This window comes from Kitasatospora sp. UYEF31 (genome assembly GCF_057291755.1).
The window spans coordinates 73,977-90,240 of sequence record NZ_JBXAWK010000002.1 but is presented as its reverse complement, the minus strand read 5'-3'; the positions used below and the strand labels follow the sequence as shown (position 1 = coordinate 90,240).

Here is a 16,264-nt window from a genome sequence, read left to right as displayed (position 1 = left end):
AGTCAGAAATGTGGGCTACTCCACCGGGCGCGGCCCTTCGGGGTCACCCGTCATACCGCACCGCCGGCGGCACGCCCTTCCCCAGTACGGGTGTCAGCCACCGGTCGTGCAGCCGCGTCCACGTCCCGTCCTTCTTCGTGCGTTCGACGACGCCGTTGAGGAACCGTACGAAATCGGGGTCGCCCTTGGGTGCGGCGATGGCCGACAGCTGTTCGTTCTGCGGCCGGCCGACGACCACGAGGGTGGGGTCCTGGGCCGCCAGGCCGTACAGCAGCGCCGAGTTGGTGGACGCCGCGTCCACCAGACCGCGCTGCAGCGCCACCAGGCAGTCCGTCCGGTCGGCCACGCCGTACGGGATCGCCCCGGACGCGGATATCTCCCGGATCGTGGTGGTGTTGTTGACCGCGCACACCCGCTTTCCACGCAGGTCGGAGAGGTTCTGTACGGCCGCCCCCCTGGGCATCAGGATGCGCTGGCTGTCCGCCAGGTAGGGGGCGCTGAAGTCCACCTTCGCCAGGCGTTCGCAGTCGATGCTCACCGTGTCCACCACGATGTCGACCTGCGGTTCGCCGGGGAGGTGTTCGGCGTCGACCACGTCGATCCGCTGAGTGGGGGAGATCACCTTCAGCCGGATGCGGTCCGGGTCGCCGAAGACCGCCTGGGCGACCTCCCTGGCCATGTCGATGTCGAAACCGGTGATCGCCCCGGTCGAGGTGTCGAGCGTGGCGAAGAACTTGGTGTTCTGGTCGACGCCGACCGACAGGTAACCCTGGGCGCGGATCCGGTCCAGCGTCTTGTTCCCGGTCGGTGCGGTGCCCGGGGCGGGGAGGGCCGAAGGCCGCAGGTTCCGCGTCGGATCGCAGTCGGTGCGGGCGGGTTTGATCGGCTGATCCGTCACGCCGACCTCGAACCGGTAGGGCGACGGCGGCGGCTGTGCGGCGGGCTGGTCCGCTGTGGCGGTGCCGCAGGCGGTGGCCAACAGGACCGGTGCGGCCCAGGCTGCGGCTCGGGACCAACGTGTCATTCCGTACTCCCCGGCTGAACCTGCGCGCCCGCACCGCGGTGTGCGGACGAGAGCAGGATCGCAGGCGGGCGACGATCGCGTACGAGGGATCACCCTCATGAAACGGGACCTACAGGCGGACCTTCGCCAGCTGCCGGGACTGCGCGACCAGCCGGTCGGATTCGTCCCACACCTCGCAGTCCTCCTCCAGGAACCCGCCGGCCAGGTTGCGCGTGGTGATGGCGACCCGCAGCCAGCCCGGTACCGGCTTCGCCCGTACGTGCACGGTGAGTTCGACGGTCGGCACCCAGCCGCGCAGGCCGATGTCGAAGGCGGTCGGCGGCAGCGCGTCCACCGCGAGCAGCAGCGCGAGGGGGTCCGGCGCGCGGCCGTCGGCCAGCCGCCACCAGGCGCGCATCTCGCCCCTGCCGGAGGGGTTCCCGGACAGCCAGCCGGCGGTGGCCGGGTCGATCCGCTCGTCCAGGCGGTCCATGAAGGAGCTCCGGCGTTTGGGTCCGAGGCCCTGCCGGGGGCAGTCGTCCGGCGGCGGCATGTCCGGAGGGCGCGCGGTCGTGCGTACGTCGTCGGGGAGCGAGCCGAGGTCCCCGTAGGCCGCGGTGACGTGCACGCGGTTCACCGGCAGGCCGTCCGATCCGGTCTGGACGATCCGCGCGGTGCCGGAGCTGACCGTGCGCCCGGCGCGCAGCAGTTCGGTCTCCACTACGGCCGGGCCCGGCTGGGACGCGGTCAGGTAGTGCGCGGTGATGGTGAACGGGTCCGGGTGGGGGAGCGTTTCAGCCAGCGCCCGCGCGGCGAGGGTCAGCAGGTAGCCCCCGTTCAGGCCCATCCCGATGCCCCAGTCCGCCGAGAGCGCGGCGTCGAAGACGTTCGGGTCGTCCGTACGGCGGACGACTTCGGTGTCCCGGTCCAGCTCGAAGGCGGCCTCAGGCTGCCGCAGGGCCTCGTGCGTCATGGCGCGAATCCTCGCAGGTCAGCGCTTGAAGATCCGGTCCGGGTGGGTGCCGCGGTGGAAGGTGACCGGAAAAGAGCGTTGCGAACGAACGAGTCCCGATATATCGTTGAGCCATCGACAACAGTCGACGACTGATCATTGAGATCATTCACAGCGACATCATTCAGAACGGCACTGTTTCGAGCGGCGCCGTTCACAGTGACATCACTCAGAGCAATCAGGGAGAACACCATGCGACACCGTCACTGGGGCCACGAAGCCCCGCAAGGCGAGTACGACCAGAAGCGCGCCGCGTTCGGCGGCTGGGGCGGCCCCGGAGGGCCGGGCGGCTTCGGCGGTCCGGGCTTCGGACCCGGCTTCGGCTTCGGCGGCCACCGGGGCCGCGGTGGTCACGGGCGGGGCAGGGCCAAGCGCGGCGACGTCCGCGCTTCGATCATCGCGCTGCTCAGCGAGCGGCCGATGCACGGCTACGAGATGATCCAGGAGATCGGTGAGCGCACCAACCAGGTCTGGAAGCCCAGCCCCGGTTCGGTCTACCCGACGCTCCAGCTCCTGGAGGACGAAGGCATCGTCACCGGCAAGTCCGACGGCGGCAAGAAGCTCTTCGTCCTCACTGACACCGGCCGCGCCGAGGCCGGGCGGCAGGCCGAGGGCACGACCCCGTGGGACTTCGCCAACGAAGGCGTGGACATGGAGTCGTGGCAGGACGTCGGCCGCGCCGTCGGCCAGACCGCCGAGGCGCTGCGCCAGGTCATGATGACCGGCACCGAAGAGCAGCGCGAGCAGGCCATGAAGGTCCTCGCGGACACGAAGAAGAAGCTGTACGCGATCCTCGCCGAGAGTGAGTGAAAGCAGGGGCCGGGGGCGCGTAAGCACCCCCCGATCCGCCTTCGGCGGGTTCACCGTACGAACAGATAATGATCGACGGGTGGTGGGTGTCATATATCGACACCCACCCCCCGTCGATCAGGAGATCTCAGCTGTGGTCACCACGGCGCGACGCGGTAGTCCTTCAAGAAGCACCCCGACAACAGGTCTCCGCGCTCACCCCGGACGATCGGGTCGTACACCCGCGCCGCTCCGTCCACGATGTCCAGCGGCGTCCACCGGCAGAAGCGAACGTACGGTCGACTCGCCCGTCGGCGACGACTCCAGCTCGAACCGGAAAGCGCCGGGGCCGAGGGCCGCGCGCTCGCCGGCTATCAGTGCCGCGTATGCCTCAGGGGGCCGCCGGATCGTCTGTGCCGCGTTGTTGACCAGGATGTCCAGCGGACGCCCCTCGGCCAGCAGCCCGTCGCACCAGGCGATCAGCCGGCCCGGATCACGCAGGTCGAGTGCGGCGATGCGCAGGCGGCCGGCCCAGTCCGCATAGTCGGGCGCCGCCGCGAACCGGGTCAGTGTGTCGTGCGGGAAACGCGAGGCCACCGTCACCTCCGCGCCGTCGCGCAGCAGTTTCAGCACCAGCTCGAAGCCGATCTTCGCCCGGCCGCCGGTCACCAGCGCCCGGCGCCCGGTCAGATCCGTACGGGCCCGTCGACGCTCCCGGTTCTCCACCGCGCAGGTGGGGCACAGCAGATGGTAGAAGCAGTCAAGGCCGGTGTAGAAGTCCTTGCTGACGTAGCAGCGCTGGGGTGGGACCTTCCCGATGCGCGACGGGAGTCCGGCATCGTCCAACGGGAGGTCCTCGACGCGGTCGGCCGCGCCGGTCGCCGTACGGACGAGCAGATTCGTCGCGGTCGGCCGCCTTCGCCTGCCGGCGTTCGGCGCGGGCCCGGTGCCGACCGGTGCGGGAGAACCCCGACAGTGCGCGCTCGATGCACACCCGCGTCGGGTCGCCGTAGGGGAGTTCCGCGTGGGCGGCCAGGACGGCGAGGCAGTCGTCGAGCGAGGGGGTTGCTGTACCGGTCACTTCGGGCTCCCGTTCGGATGAAGACCGACCCTAGGTGTCGGCGGGATCGGGCCGGGGCCCGGGTTCGCACAGGTTCACGACACGCTCCTCGGACAGGGGCTGACGGACTGTGAGATTAGCCGGGGGAGCGGTGGCGGGGCATCCGGTTTTGGCCCGGTGAGTTCTTCCCGGACAGCAGGAAGGGCCCGGTCGGGGACCGGGCCCTTCCTGTTTTGCCGGGGTGCTACCGCACGCTCTTGATCTTCAGCGCGAGCAGCGCGCCGCAGAGCGAGATGGCCGCCGCGACCGGGAAGAGCATGTCGTACCCGCCGAGGTCGGTGATGATGAACGCCGCGATGGTCGGGGCCAGGATCTGCGGACCCGCGTTGGCGATGTTGATCAGGCCCATGTCCTTGCCGACGTCGTCCTTGTCCGGCAGGACCTTGGTGATCAGCGCCATGTCCACGGCCATGTAGGTGCCCAGGGCGAAACCGTTGGCCACCTGGAAGAGCGCCATGCCGTTCTCCGTCGGGAAGGCCATCGGGATCGCCAGCGAGGCGGCGATCAGGATGCCTGAGGCGAGGACGAAGGGCTTGACCCGGCCGACGCGGTCGACGATCGGGCCGATGAAGCCGGCCGCAAGGAGGGTGACCACGGCGTTCAGCGCCATCTGGGCGCCCATCACCGGGCCGACCTTGTCCATCGGCACGCCGATGTGGCTGATCAGGATGTACGAGGTGTAGCCGAAGATCAGGAAGTAGCCGAGCATCACGCCGAGGCGGGAGACCAGGGCCAGCAGGAAGTCCGAGTGCTCCCTCGGATCGATCACGAAGCCCTTGAAGAACGCGCCGAGGTCGAACGGCTCACGCGGGACGTGCTGGTTCGACTTGTCCGGGCTGAGGAGGACGAAGGCCAGCGCCGCGGCCACGATCATCGCGGCGACCAGGTAGTAGGCCCCGGAGAACTCCATGGTGACCATGTTGACGAACCGGCCGTCGAAGCCACCGATCGTCTGGTGGATGCCGAAGTACTTCAGGTTGATGCCGACCAGCAGGAACGAGGCCAGGATCGTGCCCAGCGGGATGCCGAAGCCGACCAGCGCGGAGAAGGTGCCGAGCTTCTTGGCCGGGACACGGTCGGGCATGACGGCCGTCAGTGCCGCCTGGTAGCCGTTCATCATGAACTGGACGGCACCCCAGCTGATGCCCAGCATCGCGATGCTGCTCGCCTGCGCCTGGAGGAGCAGGAGCCCGGCGCCGGTGAACCCGCAGAGCAGGATCCACGGGGCGCGGCGGCCGAAGCGGGAGCGCGTACGGTCCGAGAGCTGGCCGAACAGCGGGTTGCCGATCGTGGCGAGGACCGCGCCGATGGTGCTCGCGGTCTTCAGCGCGTCCGGGTCCGCACCGCCGGTGATCTTGATTACCTGAAGGGGCAGGACGAATGAGCCGATGCCGATCCACAGCATGTACAGGGCGACGTTGGCCGCGGGGAGTGAGAAGTAGAGCGGGCCGAGCTTGAGACTGCCGGTCGCGCCCCCCGCCGGGGTCGCGGTCGCGGTGTGCTGCGCCTTCGTGTCGAGGCTCATGGGGATCACCTTGGTTCGGGACCTGGGGAAAATGTGGGGCGGACCTTCGCCCGCCCGTGTCCGGCGGAGTCAGCAAGTCCTGTGCGGAGATTTAGTGACACGTGTCAGTGAATCATCCAACCGAAAAGGTAGGATGCCAGGTAAAGCTTTGACAAGTGGGTAAATAGGGGTTTTTAGACATATGACGGATGATCAGCCGAGAAAACGGCCTCCCACCAGCACGGATGTCGCAAAAACCGCCGGTGTGTCACGCACCACAGTCAGCTACGTCCTCAATGGAACCGAGGACGGCCGGATCAGCCAGGCGACCAGCGCGAAGGTCCTGGCCGCCGTCCGCCAGCTCGGCTACGCGCCCAACGCCCAGGCCAGACTGCTGCGCGCGGGCACCAGCGACGTCGTCCTGATGCCCATGCCCCGCGATCCCCTCGGCCCGATGTTCGACACCCTGCTGAACCGGCTCTCCGAAGAACTCGCCGACCGCGGCCTGACCCTGCTCATCCAGGGCCACCGCCACGTGGACGACGCCGACGCCGCCCGCGGCTGGGCCGAGCTGCGCCCCGCCGCCGTCATGGTCGACTCCGAACGTGTCGTCCCCGGCACCCTCAAGACCCTCCGGGCCGCCGGCGTCGAATCAGTCCTCGCGTACGGACCGCACCGGCTCGACGGCATCCCGACCGTCGTATTCGACGACCGGGCCATCGGCGAGGAGGTCGCCCGGCACCTGCTGGCCCGCGGCCACCAGCGGGTCGCCTGCCTGGTCCCCGCCGGACGCCTCACTGTCCTCGGCGAGGGCCGCTACGACGGCCTGACCGCCGCGATGAGCGCCGGAGACGGCGCGGTCGACCGCATCCCCGTCGACCGGAACCTCTACCAGCAGTTGCAGACGCTGTTCCTGTGGCGGCCCTGGGAGGAACGGCCCACCGCATTGTTCGCCTACAACGACGAGCACGCGATGATGGCGATGAACGCGCTCCAGACCCTGGGCCTGGCCGTCCCGCAGGATGTGGCCGTCATCGGCGCGGACAACCTCGACATCTGCACGCTCCTCCGCCCGCGGCTGACGAGCGTGGCGATCGACATGCCGGCCATGGCGCGGGTGACCGCCGACGTGCTGCGTGGCCTGGTCGACGGGGTACGCCCCGCGGCGGACGCGGACCTGACGGTGCTTCCACAGCTCACGGTGCGCGAATCGGGCTGAACACCCCCGAATACCGCTTAGTCGCCGGTTGTTGAGTGCCGCGTCCGAGCTCTCTAGTGCAGATCTGAAGACAACGGGCGGGTTTCGTGAAGATCACCGTTAAAGAACTGTATGAGACCTGCCTCACGAACCCCTTGTCAACGGGTGTTCCGGCGGGCCAAGATCTCCCTCGTCCACCGCTGACACGTGTCAGTAGCACAGTCGTCATAGGTGGGTGGCGAGTCGCCTCCGCAGACTCGTCTCCGTACTTCTGCACAGTTCGGATGAGAACCTATGACGACTACGAATGTCGCTGCCTCTGAAGCGGTGAAGTCCCCGGCCCAGGTCGGTGACGGTCCCGCTTACAAGCTGGGCACGCTGCACGCCACCCTGCCGGTGGTCAACATCGCCCTGTACATACTGTGGATCGGCGTCGGCGCCTACGTGCTGCCGCTCCAGGTCGCCAGCATCACCGGCCACCCGGACCCCGAGGCCCTCAAGTGGCCGTCCTTCTGGGGCGCGCTGCTCGCCACGGTCGGCAACCCGCTGTTCGGTCTGATCTCGGACCGCACCCGTAGCCGCTTCGGCCGCCGTGCCCCGTGGATCTTCATCTGCGCCTTCGCCGGCGCCAGCATGCTGGTCGTCCAGGCGCAGGCCACGTCGATCGCGATGCTGGGCCTGACCTGGGGCCTGATCCAGTTCATCATGAACGGCTACCAGGCCGCGATCACCGCGGTCATGCCCGACCGCGTGCCCGCCAAGCAGTACGGAAAGTTCTCCGCGCTGGTGGGCATGGCCATGCCGACGGCGATCATCATCGGCTCGCTCATCCTGGTCGGCGTCAACCTGAAGTACTTCGGCCTGGGTGACAAGACCGTCGGCGGCTTTGACGGCACGTTCGTCGACAATGTGGCCGGCACCTTCAAGCCGGCCTACTACCTGATCGCCGGTTTCATCGTCGTCGCCGCGCTGCTGTTCGTCTTCCTGTCCCCGGACAAGTCGAACAAGCACATGCCGCGTGAGCCGTTCAACCTGCTGGCTTTCCTCAAGGGCTTCACGGTCAACCCCAAGGAGCACCCGGACTTCGTCGTCGCCCTGTTCTCGCGAATGGGTCTGATGACGGGTTACTTCCTGGTCTCCACGTACACATTCTTCATCCTGATGGAATACATCAAGATGTCGCCGAAGGACCTCGGCCCGGCCATGGGTTCCTTGATGGCACTCAACGCAGTCTGCTCCGTCGTCGCGGCGATGGTCATCGGCCCGATCGTGGACAAGGTCGGCCGCATCAAGCCGTTCGTCCTCGGTTCCGGCATCGTGACCGCCGGGGCCCTGGCGATCCCGGCCTTCTCGCCGACCATCGGCGCGATGGTCGCCTACCAGATCATCGGCGGACTGTCCCTCGGCGCCTACATGGCCGTGGACATGGCACTGATCACCAAAGTTCTGCCCAACCCCGACAACGTCGGCAAGGACATGGGCCTGATCAACATCGCCAACGCGGGACCGCAGATCCTCGCCCCGTTCCTGGCGATCTGGATCGTCAAGGACTTCGACCTCGGCTACAAGGGTCTGTTCGCGGTCTCGGCGGTCATCTCGCTGGGCGGCGCCTGCCTCGCGCAGTTCGTCAAGCGCGTCAAGTAGTACGCGGCTGAACCGGTCGGGGCCCGTGGACCAGGTGTCCGCGGGCCCGCTGCGTTTCCTTGCCCGGGGGTCATCCGTACGCGACGGCCTTTCGGCATAGTGGCAACGGCGGGAACGCCGCCACCCAGGGGGAGCAGAGCAATGACCGAAGGCACCACGGCAACACCGGAGCACCAGCCCGTACCGGACCTCGGCCGTATCGGCCTGTGGACCGCGGCCCTCGAACACCTGCCGGTCGCGACCGGCCGTGAACTGGTCGCACAGATCGACGGACTCGGCTATGGAACCCTCTGGACGGGCGAGACGATCGGCCGGGAGAGTTTCACCGCAGCGCTCATCGCACTGGAGTCGAGCCCCCGGATCACCGTGGCCACCGGTATCTCCAGCATCTGGGCACGCGACGCGACCGCCGGTAACGGAGCGATGCGCACAGTGTCCGACGCACACCCGGGACGCTTCCTCACCGGCCTCGGCATCAGTCACGCACCGCTTGTGGAAGGACTGCGCGGAGGCGTGTACACCAAGCCACTCAGCCTCATGCGCACCTACCTCGACGCCCTGGACTCGGCGTTCTACTTCGCCGAAGGCGCCGACCGGCCCCGCCCGGCGCGCTTCCTCGCGGCGCTCGGCCCGCGCATGCTGGAACTCGCCGACCAGCGGGCGGAAGGCGCGCTGACCTACCTGGTCGTGCCCGAACACACGTCCGCCGCGCGGAAGTTGCTGACCCGGGGACTACTCGCGGTGGAACAGGCTGTGGTCCTGTCCGAGGACCGCGAGACGGTGCTGCGCCGGTCGCGGGAGTACCTCAAGATGTACCTCGGCCTGCCGAACTACCAGAAGGTGTGGCTGGGCCACGGGTTCACCGGGGCGGACTTCGCCGACGGCGGCAGTGAGCGGCTCATCGACGCGCTGGTGGCTTCCGGGGATGTGGACGCGGTGCGCGGGCACGTGGACAGGCAGTTCGCGGCCGGGGCGGACCACGTGTGCGTCCAGGTGCTCGGGGAGTCGGTGGGGGACCTGCCGATGGGGGAGGTGCGGGAGTTGGCGGGGTTGCTGTGAGGGGCGATTGCGTTTGCGGCCGCGTCACCGCTTGGGGTGCGTCACTGTAGCTGTAGCTGTAGCTGTAGCTGTAGCTGTAGCTGTAGCTGTAGCTGTAGCTGTAGCTGGGTCACTGTCGTCGGGGTCGCGTCGGGCATGCTCGGAGTGTTGTGGAATGTTGTGGAATGATCTTGATCCACGACACTCCGAGCATGCCTGACGCGGTCGCGGCTAAGGCGCTGGCGGCAGTTGTAGTGGTGCCGGTGGTTCCGGTGGTTCCGGTGGTGCCGGTGGTTCCGGTGGTTCCGGTGTTACCGGGTCAGGCGGTGAGCGCCGCCACCGCCGTGTCCACATCAGCCTCTGTCGTATACAGGTGGAACGAAGCCCGAACCCGGCCCGCGCGGACTGCCGTACGGATCCCGGCCGCCCGCAACTTCTCCTCCGCGCCGGGGACGTCCACGCTGACGATCGCGCTGTTCCCGGGCGCGTGGCCGAGCCCGGCCAGGAAGCGGTTGGCCAGCGCGACGTCGTACGCGTTGATCTTCTCCACGCCGACCGCCTCGACCAGTTCGAGCGCGGGAGCCGAGCCGACCCAGGCGAACCAGTCCGGCGAAGTGTCGAACCGGCGGGCGTCCCCGGCCAGCCGCAACGGCAGCCCGTAGTAGGAGGAGTGGACGTCGCCACCGGCGTACCAGCCGGCGCTCAGCGGGATGATCCGCTCACACAACTCCGGTGCCAGGTAGGCGAGGGACGCGCCGCGTGGGGACATCAGCCACTTGTACGTATGGCACACCAGCGCGTCGTAGCGCGACGCGTCGACCGGCAGCCAGCCGCAGGCCTGGGTGGCGTCCACGACGACATCCGCGCCGTACGCGCGGGCGGCCGCCACGATCTCATCGTCCGGCGCGACCGAGCCGTCGGCTGACTGGACGAGGCTGTACGCGACGGTGTGCGTACGCTCATCGATCGCCTCGGGCAGCTTCTCCGGGGCGACGGCGACCACTTCGACGCCCCGGGCAGCGTGCGCGGCCCACGGGAAGACGTTCGAGGTGAACTCGATGTCGGGCACGAGGACCCGGGCTCCGTCCGGGACAGCGGCGGCTATCGGCGCGATCAGGCCGGAGACGGTCGCGCCGATGCACACGTCCTGCCTGGGCACGTTGACGAGCCGGGCGAAGGAGTTGCGGGCGCGTTCGGTGCACTCACCCCACGGTTCCGAGCTGGTGCGGCCGTTCCGCCAGTCGTCCTGCGCGGCGAGTACGGCCTCGAAGGCGGGCAGCGGAGGCAGGCCGTAAGAAGCGGTGTTGAGCCAGCCGGGCTCGGGGGACCAGAGGGACTGTGCGGCGTCGAGTTCCATGATCACAACGGTAGGCAGCGTTTCAGCGCAGGGACAGGGCCAATTGTGACTCGGCGGCCTTGTCTGTTGTTTCCCGGGCGCGTTCGCTGGTCGGTCCGGTCGGTCCGGTCTGGCGTGTCGGTCCAGTCCGGCGTGTCTGGCGTGTCGGATCTTCGGGGAGCCTCGTACGGATTTTCAGGCACCCGGGTCCCCGTCCGTCCGGGTCGCGATCCAGACCGGCCACGGCACCGGCGGGTTCGGCAGCGCGGTGATGTCCCGCTCGGCGAGCAGCCGTTCGAAGCCGGGCCGGTCGGCCGGGACGGCGCGTGGGTCGCCGCACATGATCTCGTACAGCGTCGCGCCCTCAGGCCCGGCGGTGAGCGGACCGAACGCGGCCCCCCGCTCCAGGGTGATGTGGGTGCCGGCAGGGCACGGCCGGTCGCCGACCAGGATCTCTCCGGCGACGACGAACACGAAATGCTCGGACATGTGCCCGTGCCGCTCGACGACCACCCCGGCGTCGTAGCGCGCGTAGATGACCGTACGTTCGGGCGTCCACTCCAGGAATTTCTCCCAGACGCTGGTCCGCCGCCCGCTGTGCGACTGCGCCTTGACCTCGTGCCAGGGCGTCTCGGATATGTGAGTGATGGTCAGTTCGGGCTTCTCGGCAGTCAATTCGGGTCTCCCGGTGTGGTTCTGCGCGCTGTGGTGCTGTGGTGCTGTGGTGTTGTGTCCGGTGTGATCACCGAAGCGTGCCGGGAGCGATGAAAGACCACAAGAGACGTCGGGACGTTGACCGGCCGGCTGCCGGGCACCTCGTTCCAGGCGTCCGGCAGTCGGCTAGCCGACCGGACCGCCGGTCAGGATGCCGTACGGGTCAGGCGCTCGGCGACGCCGTCATCGATCCTGTGTCCGGGCTGGCCGTCGCCTGCTGTTTTGCCTGCTGTGGCATCGGCTGTACCGCTGGGACGAGCAGCCGTTCGGCGAGATACCCGAACAGGACGCCGAAACCGGCCCACAGGGTGACCTGGACGGCCGCGGCCGCGAGACGGAACTGCCAGAGCAACTGCGCCGGGAAGTCCGCGGGGACTTCGTTGACCGACGGCAGGAACGCGTAGGCGAGCCCGACCGCCGTACAGAAACCGGCTACAGCGGCGACGGTGGCGTACCAGGCACCCAGACAGGGGATCAGCCGTTTGCCGATGATCACCGTGGCGACCGTCATCAGCACGCTGAGCACCATCATGAGGAAGTACAGCGCAGTGCGCCTGCCTATCGTTTCCGCGTCCCCCACCGACGGCGGATTGGCCGGGTACTTGAAGAACGGCACGAGATAGAAGGCGAGCAGCGCCGCGCCCGACAGCAGGGCCGCCGTCGCACGGGGCGTGAGACGGCCGATCCGGCCCAGGGTGAAACAGAAGGCCAGGGCCGCTATCCCGCCCAGTGCGACACCGTAGACGAGGATGCCGGTGGCCAGTCCGGCCGTCGACTGCAGGGAACGGCTGACCGCCTCCATCCCGTGTTCGTGGGCGTGCGACTCCTCATAGGCGATGGCGGAGTCCACCCGGGGTTCGCCGAGGAGGTAGGCGACGAGCAGGGCGGGCAGCGCGGCCAGCAGGCCCGCGAGCATGCCGCGGACGAGCAGGGATCTGACGACTGCGGAATTCATCGGGGTTCTCCGGTCAGTGGCACGTGCGTCAGCGGCACTTGTCCATGGCACTTGTCCATGGCACTTGTCCATGGCACTTGTCCATGGCGCTTGTTCAGTGGCACTTGTTCAGTGGCACTTGTGTCAGTGACAGGGGAAGCCCAGCAGGTGGCGGCCGTCGTGGAGCCATTCGTGGACGTTCTCACCGGAGATCAGAGCCGTCGCGCCCTGCTCCGCGCCGACGAAGTACAGCAGGGCAAGGAGCAGGACGCCGAGGAAAACCGCCCAGGGCAGGACCGTGCGCACGGGCAGCGGGGCCGGCAGGGGCCGGGCGGGGATGAGGGGTGACGCAGTGGTGTGTGCCATGGCAGGCAGGACCTCCTTGGGAACTCGCGTCCCGTTAGATGGTGCACAGACGACGGCATTGGGTCTGACTCGCGGAAACCTGACGGGTTCCCGACTCACAGTGGCGCGACCGTGCCGGACTCTCACCGGACTTCCGTCTTGCCGTCGTTGTCGGGGCTGAAGGGCCCCGGGAGCTGAAGGTACCGCCAACTGCCGGACGGGCCAAGGGCGGGGCGGGGCCGTTCGCGCACCGTGCGGGACCGGCGGATGTGCAGGAATGTTTCTTCCTGGCAGGCGACTGTTGCGGTCGGGGCAGGGGGCATGTGTGACAGTCGGGCTGTGATGGACCGGCTTCCGGAGGCCGGCCGGGACCGGTTCGGGCAGGACGGGAAAACGTTGACGGTACGGGTGACGTTGGTGTCGGCGGCGACAAGTGTCGCGTCGAAGGAAGCGCGGTTCGATGACGGCAGCCCGCTGGACGCCGGAGGTCTGCGGCAGGCCCGCGCGGCCGCCGGTGCGGTTGCGGCCGGCGGGCGGATCTTCACCTCGCCGTCGGTGCGCTGTCGGCAGACCGCCGGAGCCCTGGGCCTCACGGGGGAGCCTGTGACCGCCCTCGCCGGATGCGGGATGGGCCGCTGGCGGGGCAGGACCCTGGATCAGGTAGCTGCGCAGGAGGGGGAAGCGGTGGCCCGCTGGCTCGCAGAGCCGGGTGCCGCTCCACATGGCGGGGAGAGCCTGTCGGAGTTGTTCGACCGGGTCGGTTCGTGGCTGGACGCGCTGGCTGCCGAACCGGTTGCCACACCTGTCCCCGCGCCATGCGTGGGGCCGGTAGCGGGGCCTGTCGCGGGTCCCGGCGCCGTGTCCGCTGCCGGGTCTGTCGCCGGGTCCAGCGTCGGGTCTACCGCTCGGGGCCGGGTGCTCGCGGTGGTCGAACCTGACGTTGTACGTGCCGCCGCCGTGTACGTCCTCGGCCTGCCCGGCCCGGCGTTCTGGCGGCTGGACGTACGGCCGCTGTCCATCACTGAACTGAATGGCCGTCAGGGCCGGTGGAACATACTCCTCGGGCGGTCCGCGGATGGAGGCGTCTGAATCTGTCCGGTCTCCTCAGCTGCCGCCGACTCCTCAGCCACCTCGGACTCCTCAGCCTCCCGGTTTCACCAGGCCGGTCTCGTAGGCGAAAACCACCAGCTGGGCCCGGTCCCGGACAGCGAGTTTGACCATCGCCCGGCTGACGTGAGTCTTGGCGGTCAAGGGGCTGACGACCAGGCGGGTGGCGATCTCTTCGTTGGACAGGCCCTGGCCGACCAGGGCGGCGACCTCCTTCTCGCGGTCGGTCAGAAGTGCGAACCCGGCGGGCAGCGGTGCAGTCGGCGCCGGACGCGCGCCCGCGGTGGCGGCGTACTCCGCGATCAGCGTACGGGTGACACCCGGGGAGAGCAGGGCTTCCCCGGCGGCCACCACCCTTACCCCGCGCAGCAGTTCGGGTGGTTCGGTGTCCTTGACCAGGAACCCGGAAGCGCCGTTGCGCAGCGCCTCGAAGACGTACTCGTCCAGGTCGAAGGTGGTCAGGATGATGATCCGGACGCTGTCGAGCGCGGGGTCGGCGGTGATCCGGCGGGTCGCCTCCAGACCATCGAGGCCCGGCATCCGGATGTCCATGAGGACGATGTCGGGCTTGTGCTCGCGGGCCAGTCGCACGGCTTCCTCGCCGCCCGCGGCCTCGCCGACCACCGTCATGTCGGGCTGCGCGTCCAGGAGTGCTCTGAACCCGGCCCGGACCAGCGCCTGGTCGTCCGCCAGCACCAGTGAGATCATCCTTCGCCCGCCTTCGCCCGGTCGGCAGTGCTGTCCGCACTGTCTGTGTCGCCTGGTCGTCTGGTCTGCCTGGTCTGCCTGATCGGACTGATTGGACTGATCGGACTGATTAAACCGCTTGGCCCGTCGGTCCGTCATGGCCTGGTCCGGGCGGGGAGGACTGCATCGCGTCGAGCGCATCCGACGGTATGCCCGGGAAGTAGGCCGTGACCCGGAAGCCGCCCTGGGGCCGGGGCCCGGCGGTGACTCTGCCGCCCAACGCCACCGCCCGCTCCTGCATACCGCGCAGGCCACTGCCACCCGGCACCGGGGTCCGCGGGGGCCGGTGCGCCAGGCTGCCGGTGCCGTCGTCCTCGACCGTGACGGTCAGGGTCCGTTCGCCGTAGGCGATCCGGACACCTGCCGTGTCGGCGGCGGCGTGCCGGACCACGTTGGTCAGGGACTCCTGGACGATCCTGTACGCCGCCAGATCCACCGGCGCGGGCACCGGTCGCACACGGCCCACCCGGGTCACTGTGACGGAGAGCCCGCCCGCGGAGGTGCGGGCCACCAGGTCTTCGAGGTGGTCCAGACCCGCCGTGGGTGAGCGTGGTGCCGTCTCGCCCTGGCCCTTGAGCAGCGCCAGCGCGGAGCGGAGTTCGCCGAGCGCTTCGCCGCTGGCCCGTTTCACGGCGGTGAGTGCCGTCCGTGCCTGCTCGGGATGGTCGTCCATCAGTTCCAGGCCCACCGAAGCCTGCACGTTCATCAGTGAGATGTGGTGGGCCAGGACATCGTGCAACTCCCGGGCGATGCGCAGTCGTTCCTCGTTCCGGATGCGGCGTTCGGCGTCTTGCCGGGTGAGCAGCTTCAACCGCTCCGACACAGCCTCGGACGTCTTGTAGGCCGCGCGGATGCGGAAGGCCTCGCTGACGGTGGCCAGGAGCAGGAGCCAGGCCAGGATCCCGCCTGCTTCCAGCGCGGTGGGGCCGCGGTCCTCGGTCACCCACGGATGCAGCCACACGAAGCCTCCGTAGCCGGACGCCAGCACTGTGTAGGCCTCCCGGCGGTGGCCGGCGGATATCGCTGTGGCCAGCGCGATGATCATCGGGAGGAAGACCGGCCCCATCGGATAGTCGAGCAGGGCGTAGGCCAACGTCACACCGACCGCGCCGAACAGCACGGGGACGGGGAACCTGCGGCGCAGCGCCAACAACAGCGGACCGGCGGCCAGCAACGTGAAGCCGAGCAGGTCGAGATCCCGGTGCCCGCTCTGCCGGGAGGAGACAGTGACCGTCACCCCTACGTGGATGATCCCGACCACCACGACGATGAAAGCGTCCCTGACCCCGGCGGGCACGGGCGTGGCCAGCCGTCGCTGCAGGCGGTCCGTCAGGCGGGTGGTCCAGGGCACGGGCGGTGTCATGCGGCAAACCCTAGGCCGGGTCCGGACTGTGGGGCATCCGCTGGCGGGAGGCTGATCGTCTGCTTCCGGGGGAGCAGTACGCGGCCGTCCGGCTGCTCCCCGGGAAGCAGCGGGCCCGCCCGGAAACCGGTCGGCGACTCCCCATGGCGTACCCGGGGTGTCTTCCGGCGGCGGACGACCTCGACGGCGTCTGGCAGAAGGGTTGGGGCCATGGAACGACAGCCTTCGACCCCTACCTGTGGAGCTTCGTGATGGCTACTGCTTACAACGGTCCGCCCGAGACCAACAGTCAACGGAACAAGCCGCGGAACGCCCAGTTGAACGCCCAGACGAACGAGCAGACGGACAACCGGCCCAACCCCGGTTCATACTCCGGGACCGGCGCCGGCACGGAGACCGAAACCGTCGAC

Annotated in this window: 15 protein-coding genes; 5 read left to right on the top strand and 10 right to left on the bottom strand. The window is 68.8% G+C overall.

All coding sequences use genetic code 11. The annotated features are described in order from the left end of the window. Positions 1 to 43 precede the first annotated feature (43 nt). A complete protein-coding gene (locus AC0Z36_RS01440; protein WP_485460755.1) occupies positions 44 to 1,024 on the bottom strand; it encodes a transporter substrate-binding domain-containing protein in 981 nt (326 codons plus the stop codon). Between the two features lie 109 nt (positions 1,025 to 1,133). Further along, positions 1,134 to 1,976 (bottom strand): thioesterase family protein, encoded by an 843-nt coding sequence (locus AC0Z36_RS01435; RefSeq protein ID WP_485460754.1) that lies wholly within the window; start codon positions 1,974 to 1,976, stop codon positions 1,134 to 1,136. A gap of 231 nt (positions 1,977 to 2,207) precedes the next feature. Between AC0Z36_RS01435 and AC0Z36_RS01430 the strand changes: the two genes are divergently transcribed. Then, positions 2,208 to 2,825, top strand: a complete 618-nt coding sequence (locus AC0Z36_RS01430) for a PadR family transcriptional regulator (protein WP_485460753.1) — start codon at positions 2,208 to 2,210, stop codon at positions 2,823 to 2,825. Positions 2,826 to 3,020: 195 nt separating this feature from the next. On the opposite strand, the gene AC0Z36_RS01425 is transcribed toward AC0Z36_RS01430, so the two are convergent. Both AC0Z36_RS01425 and AC0Z36_RS01420 read right to left on the bottom strand, forming a co-directional pair. After that, positions 3,021 to 3,650 carry an SDR family NAD(P)-dependent oxidoreductase gene (locus tag AC0Z36_RS01425; RefSeq protein WP_485460752.1) on the bottom strand — a complete coding sequence of 210 codons (630 nt, stop codon included), beginning with the start codon at positions 3,648 to 3,650 and terminating at the stop codon, positions 3,021 to 3,023. 458 nt (positions 3,651 to 4,108) lie between these two features. After that, positions 4,109 to 5,449, bottom strand: a complete 1,341-nt coding sequence (locus AC0Z36_RS01420) for an MFS transporter (RefSeq protein WP_485460751.1) — start codon at positions 5,447 to 5,449, stop codon at positions 4,109 to 4,111. A gap of 181 nt (positions 5,450 to 5,630) precedes the next feature. Between AC0Z36_RS01420 and AC0Z36_RS01415 the strand changes: the two genes are divergently transcribed. The 3 genes from AC0Z36_RS01415 (at position 5,631) to AC0Z36_RS01405 (ending at position 9,329) form a co-directional block, all read left to right on the top strand. After that, on the top strand, positions 5,631 to 6,647 hold the full coding sequence (locus AC0Z36_RS01415) for a LacI family DNA-binding transcriptional regulator (protein WP_485460750.1): 1,017 nt from the start codon (positions 5,631 to 5,633) through the stop codon (positions 6,645 to 6,647). Positions 6,648 to 6,920: 273 nt separating this feature from the next. Next, complete coding sequence (locus tag AC0Z36_RS01410) at positions 6,921 to 8,270, top strand: MFS transporter (RefSeq protein WP_485460749.1); 1,350 nt, start codon at positions 6,921 to 6,923, stop codon at positions 8,268 to 8,270. A gap of 141 nt (positions 8,271 to 8,411) precedes the next feature. Further along, positions 8,412 to 9,329 (top strand): TIGR03620 family F420-dependent LLM class oxidoreductase, encoded by a 918-nt coding sequence (locus AC0Z36_RS01405; RefSeq protein WP_485460748.1) that lies wholly within the window; start codon positions 8,412 to 8,414, stop codon positions 9,327 to 9,329. A 298-nt stretch (positions 9,330 to 9,627) separates the two neighbouring features. On the opposite strand, the gene AC0Z36_RS01400 is transcribed toward AC0Z36_RS01405, so the two are convergent. The 4 genes from AC0Z36_RS01400 to AC0Z36_RS01385 all read right to left on the bottom strand — a co-directional run bounded on the left by AC0Z36_RS01400 (position 9,628) and on the right by AC0Z36_RS01385 (position 12,658). Beyond that, on the bottom strand, positions 9,628 to 10,665 hold the full coding sequence (locus tag AC0Z36_RS01400) for an aminotransferase class V-fold PLP-dependent enzyme (RefSeq protein WP_485460747.1): 1,038 nt from the start codon (positions 10,663 to 10,665) through the stop codon (positions 9,628 to 9,630). A gap of 174 nt (positions 10,666 to 10,839) precedes the next feature. Continuing rightward, a complete protein-coding gene (locus AC0Z36_RS01395) occupies positions 10,840 to 11,319 on the bottom strand; it encodes a hypothetical protein (protein WP_485460746.1) in 480 nt (159 codons plus the stop codon). A gap of 202 nt (positions 11,320 to 11,521) precedes the next feature. Further along, entirely contained in the window at positions 11,522 to 12,313 is a 792-nt protein-coding gene (locus AC0Z36_RS01390; protein WP_485460745.1) for a CbtA family protein, read from the bottom strand. A gap of 123 nt (positions 12,314 to 12,436) precedes the next feature. Next, positions 12,437 to 12,658 carry a CbtB domain-containing protein gene (locus AC0Z36_RS01385; RefSeq protein ID WP_485460744.1) on the bottom strand — a complete coding sequence of 74 codons (222 nt, stop codon included), beginning with the start codon at positions 12,656 to 12,658 and terminating at the stop codon, positions 12,437 to 12,439. A 321-nt stretch (positions 12,659 to 12,979) separates the two neighbouring features. Here AC0Z36_RS01385 and AC0Z36_RS01380 point away from each other — a divergent pair, with 321 nt between their 5' ends. Further along, a complete protein-coding gene (locus tag AC0Z36_RS01380) occupies positions 12,980 to 13,726 on the top strand; it encodes a histidine phosphatase family protein (protein WP_485460846.1) in 747 nt (248 codons plus the stop codon). A 51-nt stretch (positions 13,727 to 13,777) separates the two neighbouring features. Here the strand turns inward: AC0Z36_RS01380 and AC0Z36_RS01375 are convergent, their stop codons facing one another. Both AC0Z36_RS01375 and AC0Z36_RS01370 read right to left on the bottom strand, forming a co-directional pair. Further along, entirely contained in the window at positions 13,778 to 14,452 is a 675-nt protein-coding gene (locus AC0Z36_RS01375; protein ID WP_485460743.1) for a response regulator, read from the bottom strand. 109 nt (positions 14,453 to 14,561) lie between these two features. Continuing rightward, positions 14,562 to 15,854, bottom strand: a complete 1,293-nt coding sequence (locus tag AC0Z36_RS01370) for a sensor histidine kinase (protein ID WP_485460742.1) — start codon at positions 15,852 to 15,854, stop codon at positions 14,562 to 14,564. Between the last annotated feature and the right edge of the window lie 410 nt (positions 15,855 to 16,264).

What these genes read in the sequence shown, in the direction of transcription:
- AC0Z36_RS01440 (WP_485460755.1), bottom strand. Translation starts at nt 1,024, where the DNA reads ATGACACGTTGGTCCCGAGCCGCAGCCTGGGCCGCACCGGTCCTGTTG.
- AC0Z36_RS01435 (WP_485460754.1), bottom strand. Translation starts at nt 1,976, where the DNA reads ATGACGCACGAGGCCCTGCGGCAGCCTGAGGCCGCCTTCGAGCTGGAC.
- AC0Z36_RS01430 (WP_485460753.1), top strand. Translation starts at nt 2,208, where the DNA reads ATGCGACACCGTCACTGGGGCCACGAAGCCCCGCAAGGCGAGTACGAC.
- AC0Z36_RS01420 (WP_485460751.1), bottom strand. Translation starts at nt 5,449, where the DNA reads ATGAGCCTCGACACGAAGGCGCAGCACACCGCGACCGCGACCCCGGCG.
- AC0Z36_RS01415 (WP_485460750.1), top strand. Translation starts at nt 5,631, where the DNA reads ATGACGGATGATCAGCCGAGAAAACGGCCTCCCACCAGCACGGATGTC.
- AC0Z36_RS01410 (WP_485460749.1), top strand. Translation starts at nt 6,921, where the DNA reads ATGACGACTACGAATGTCGCTGCCTCTGAAGCGGTGAAGTCCCCGGCC.
- AC0Z36_RS01405 (WP_485460748.1), top strand. Translation starts at nt 8,412, where the DNA reads ATGACCGAAGGCACCACGGCAACACCGGAGCACCAGCCCGTACCGGAC.
- AC0Z36_RS01400 (WP_485460747.1), bottom strand. Translation starts at nt 10,665, where the DNA reads ATGGAACTCGACGCCGCACAGTCCCTCTGGTCCCCCGAGCCCGGCTGG.
- AC0Z36_RS01390 (WP_485460745.1), bottom strand. Translation starts at nt 12,313, where the DNA reads ATGAATTCCGCAGTCGTCAGATCCCTGCTCGTCCGCGGCATGCTCGCG.
- AC0Z36_RS01385 (WP_485460744.1), bottom strand. Translation starts at nt 12,658, where the DNA reads ATGGCACACACCACTGCGTCACCCCTCATCCCCGCCCGGCCCCTGCCG.
- AC0Z36_RS01380 (WP_485460846.1), top strand. Translation starts at nt 12,980, where the DNA reads ATGGACCGGCTTCCGGAGGCCGGCCGGGACCGGTTCGGGCAGGACGGG.
- AC0Z36_RS01375 (WP_485460743.1), bottom strand. Translation starts at nt 14,452, where the DNA reads ATGATCTCACTGGTGCTGGCGGACGACCAGGCGCTGGTCCGGGCCGGG.
- AC0Z36_RS01370 (WP_485460742.1), bottom strand. Translation starts at nt 15,854, where the DNA reads ATGACACCGCCCGTGCCCTGGACCACCCGCCTGACGGACCGCCTGCAG.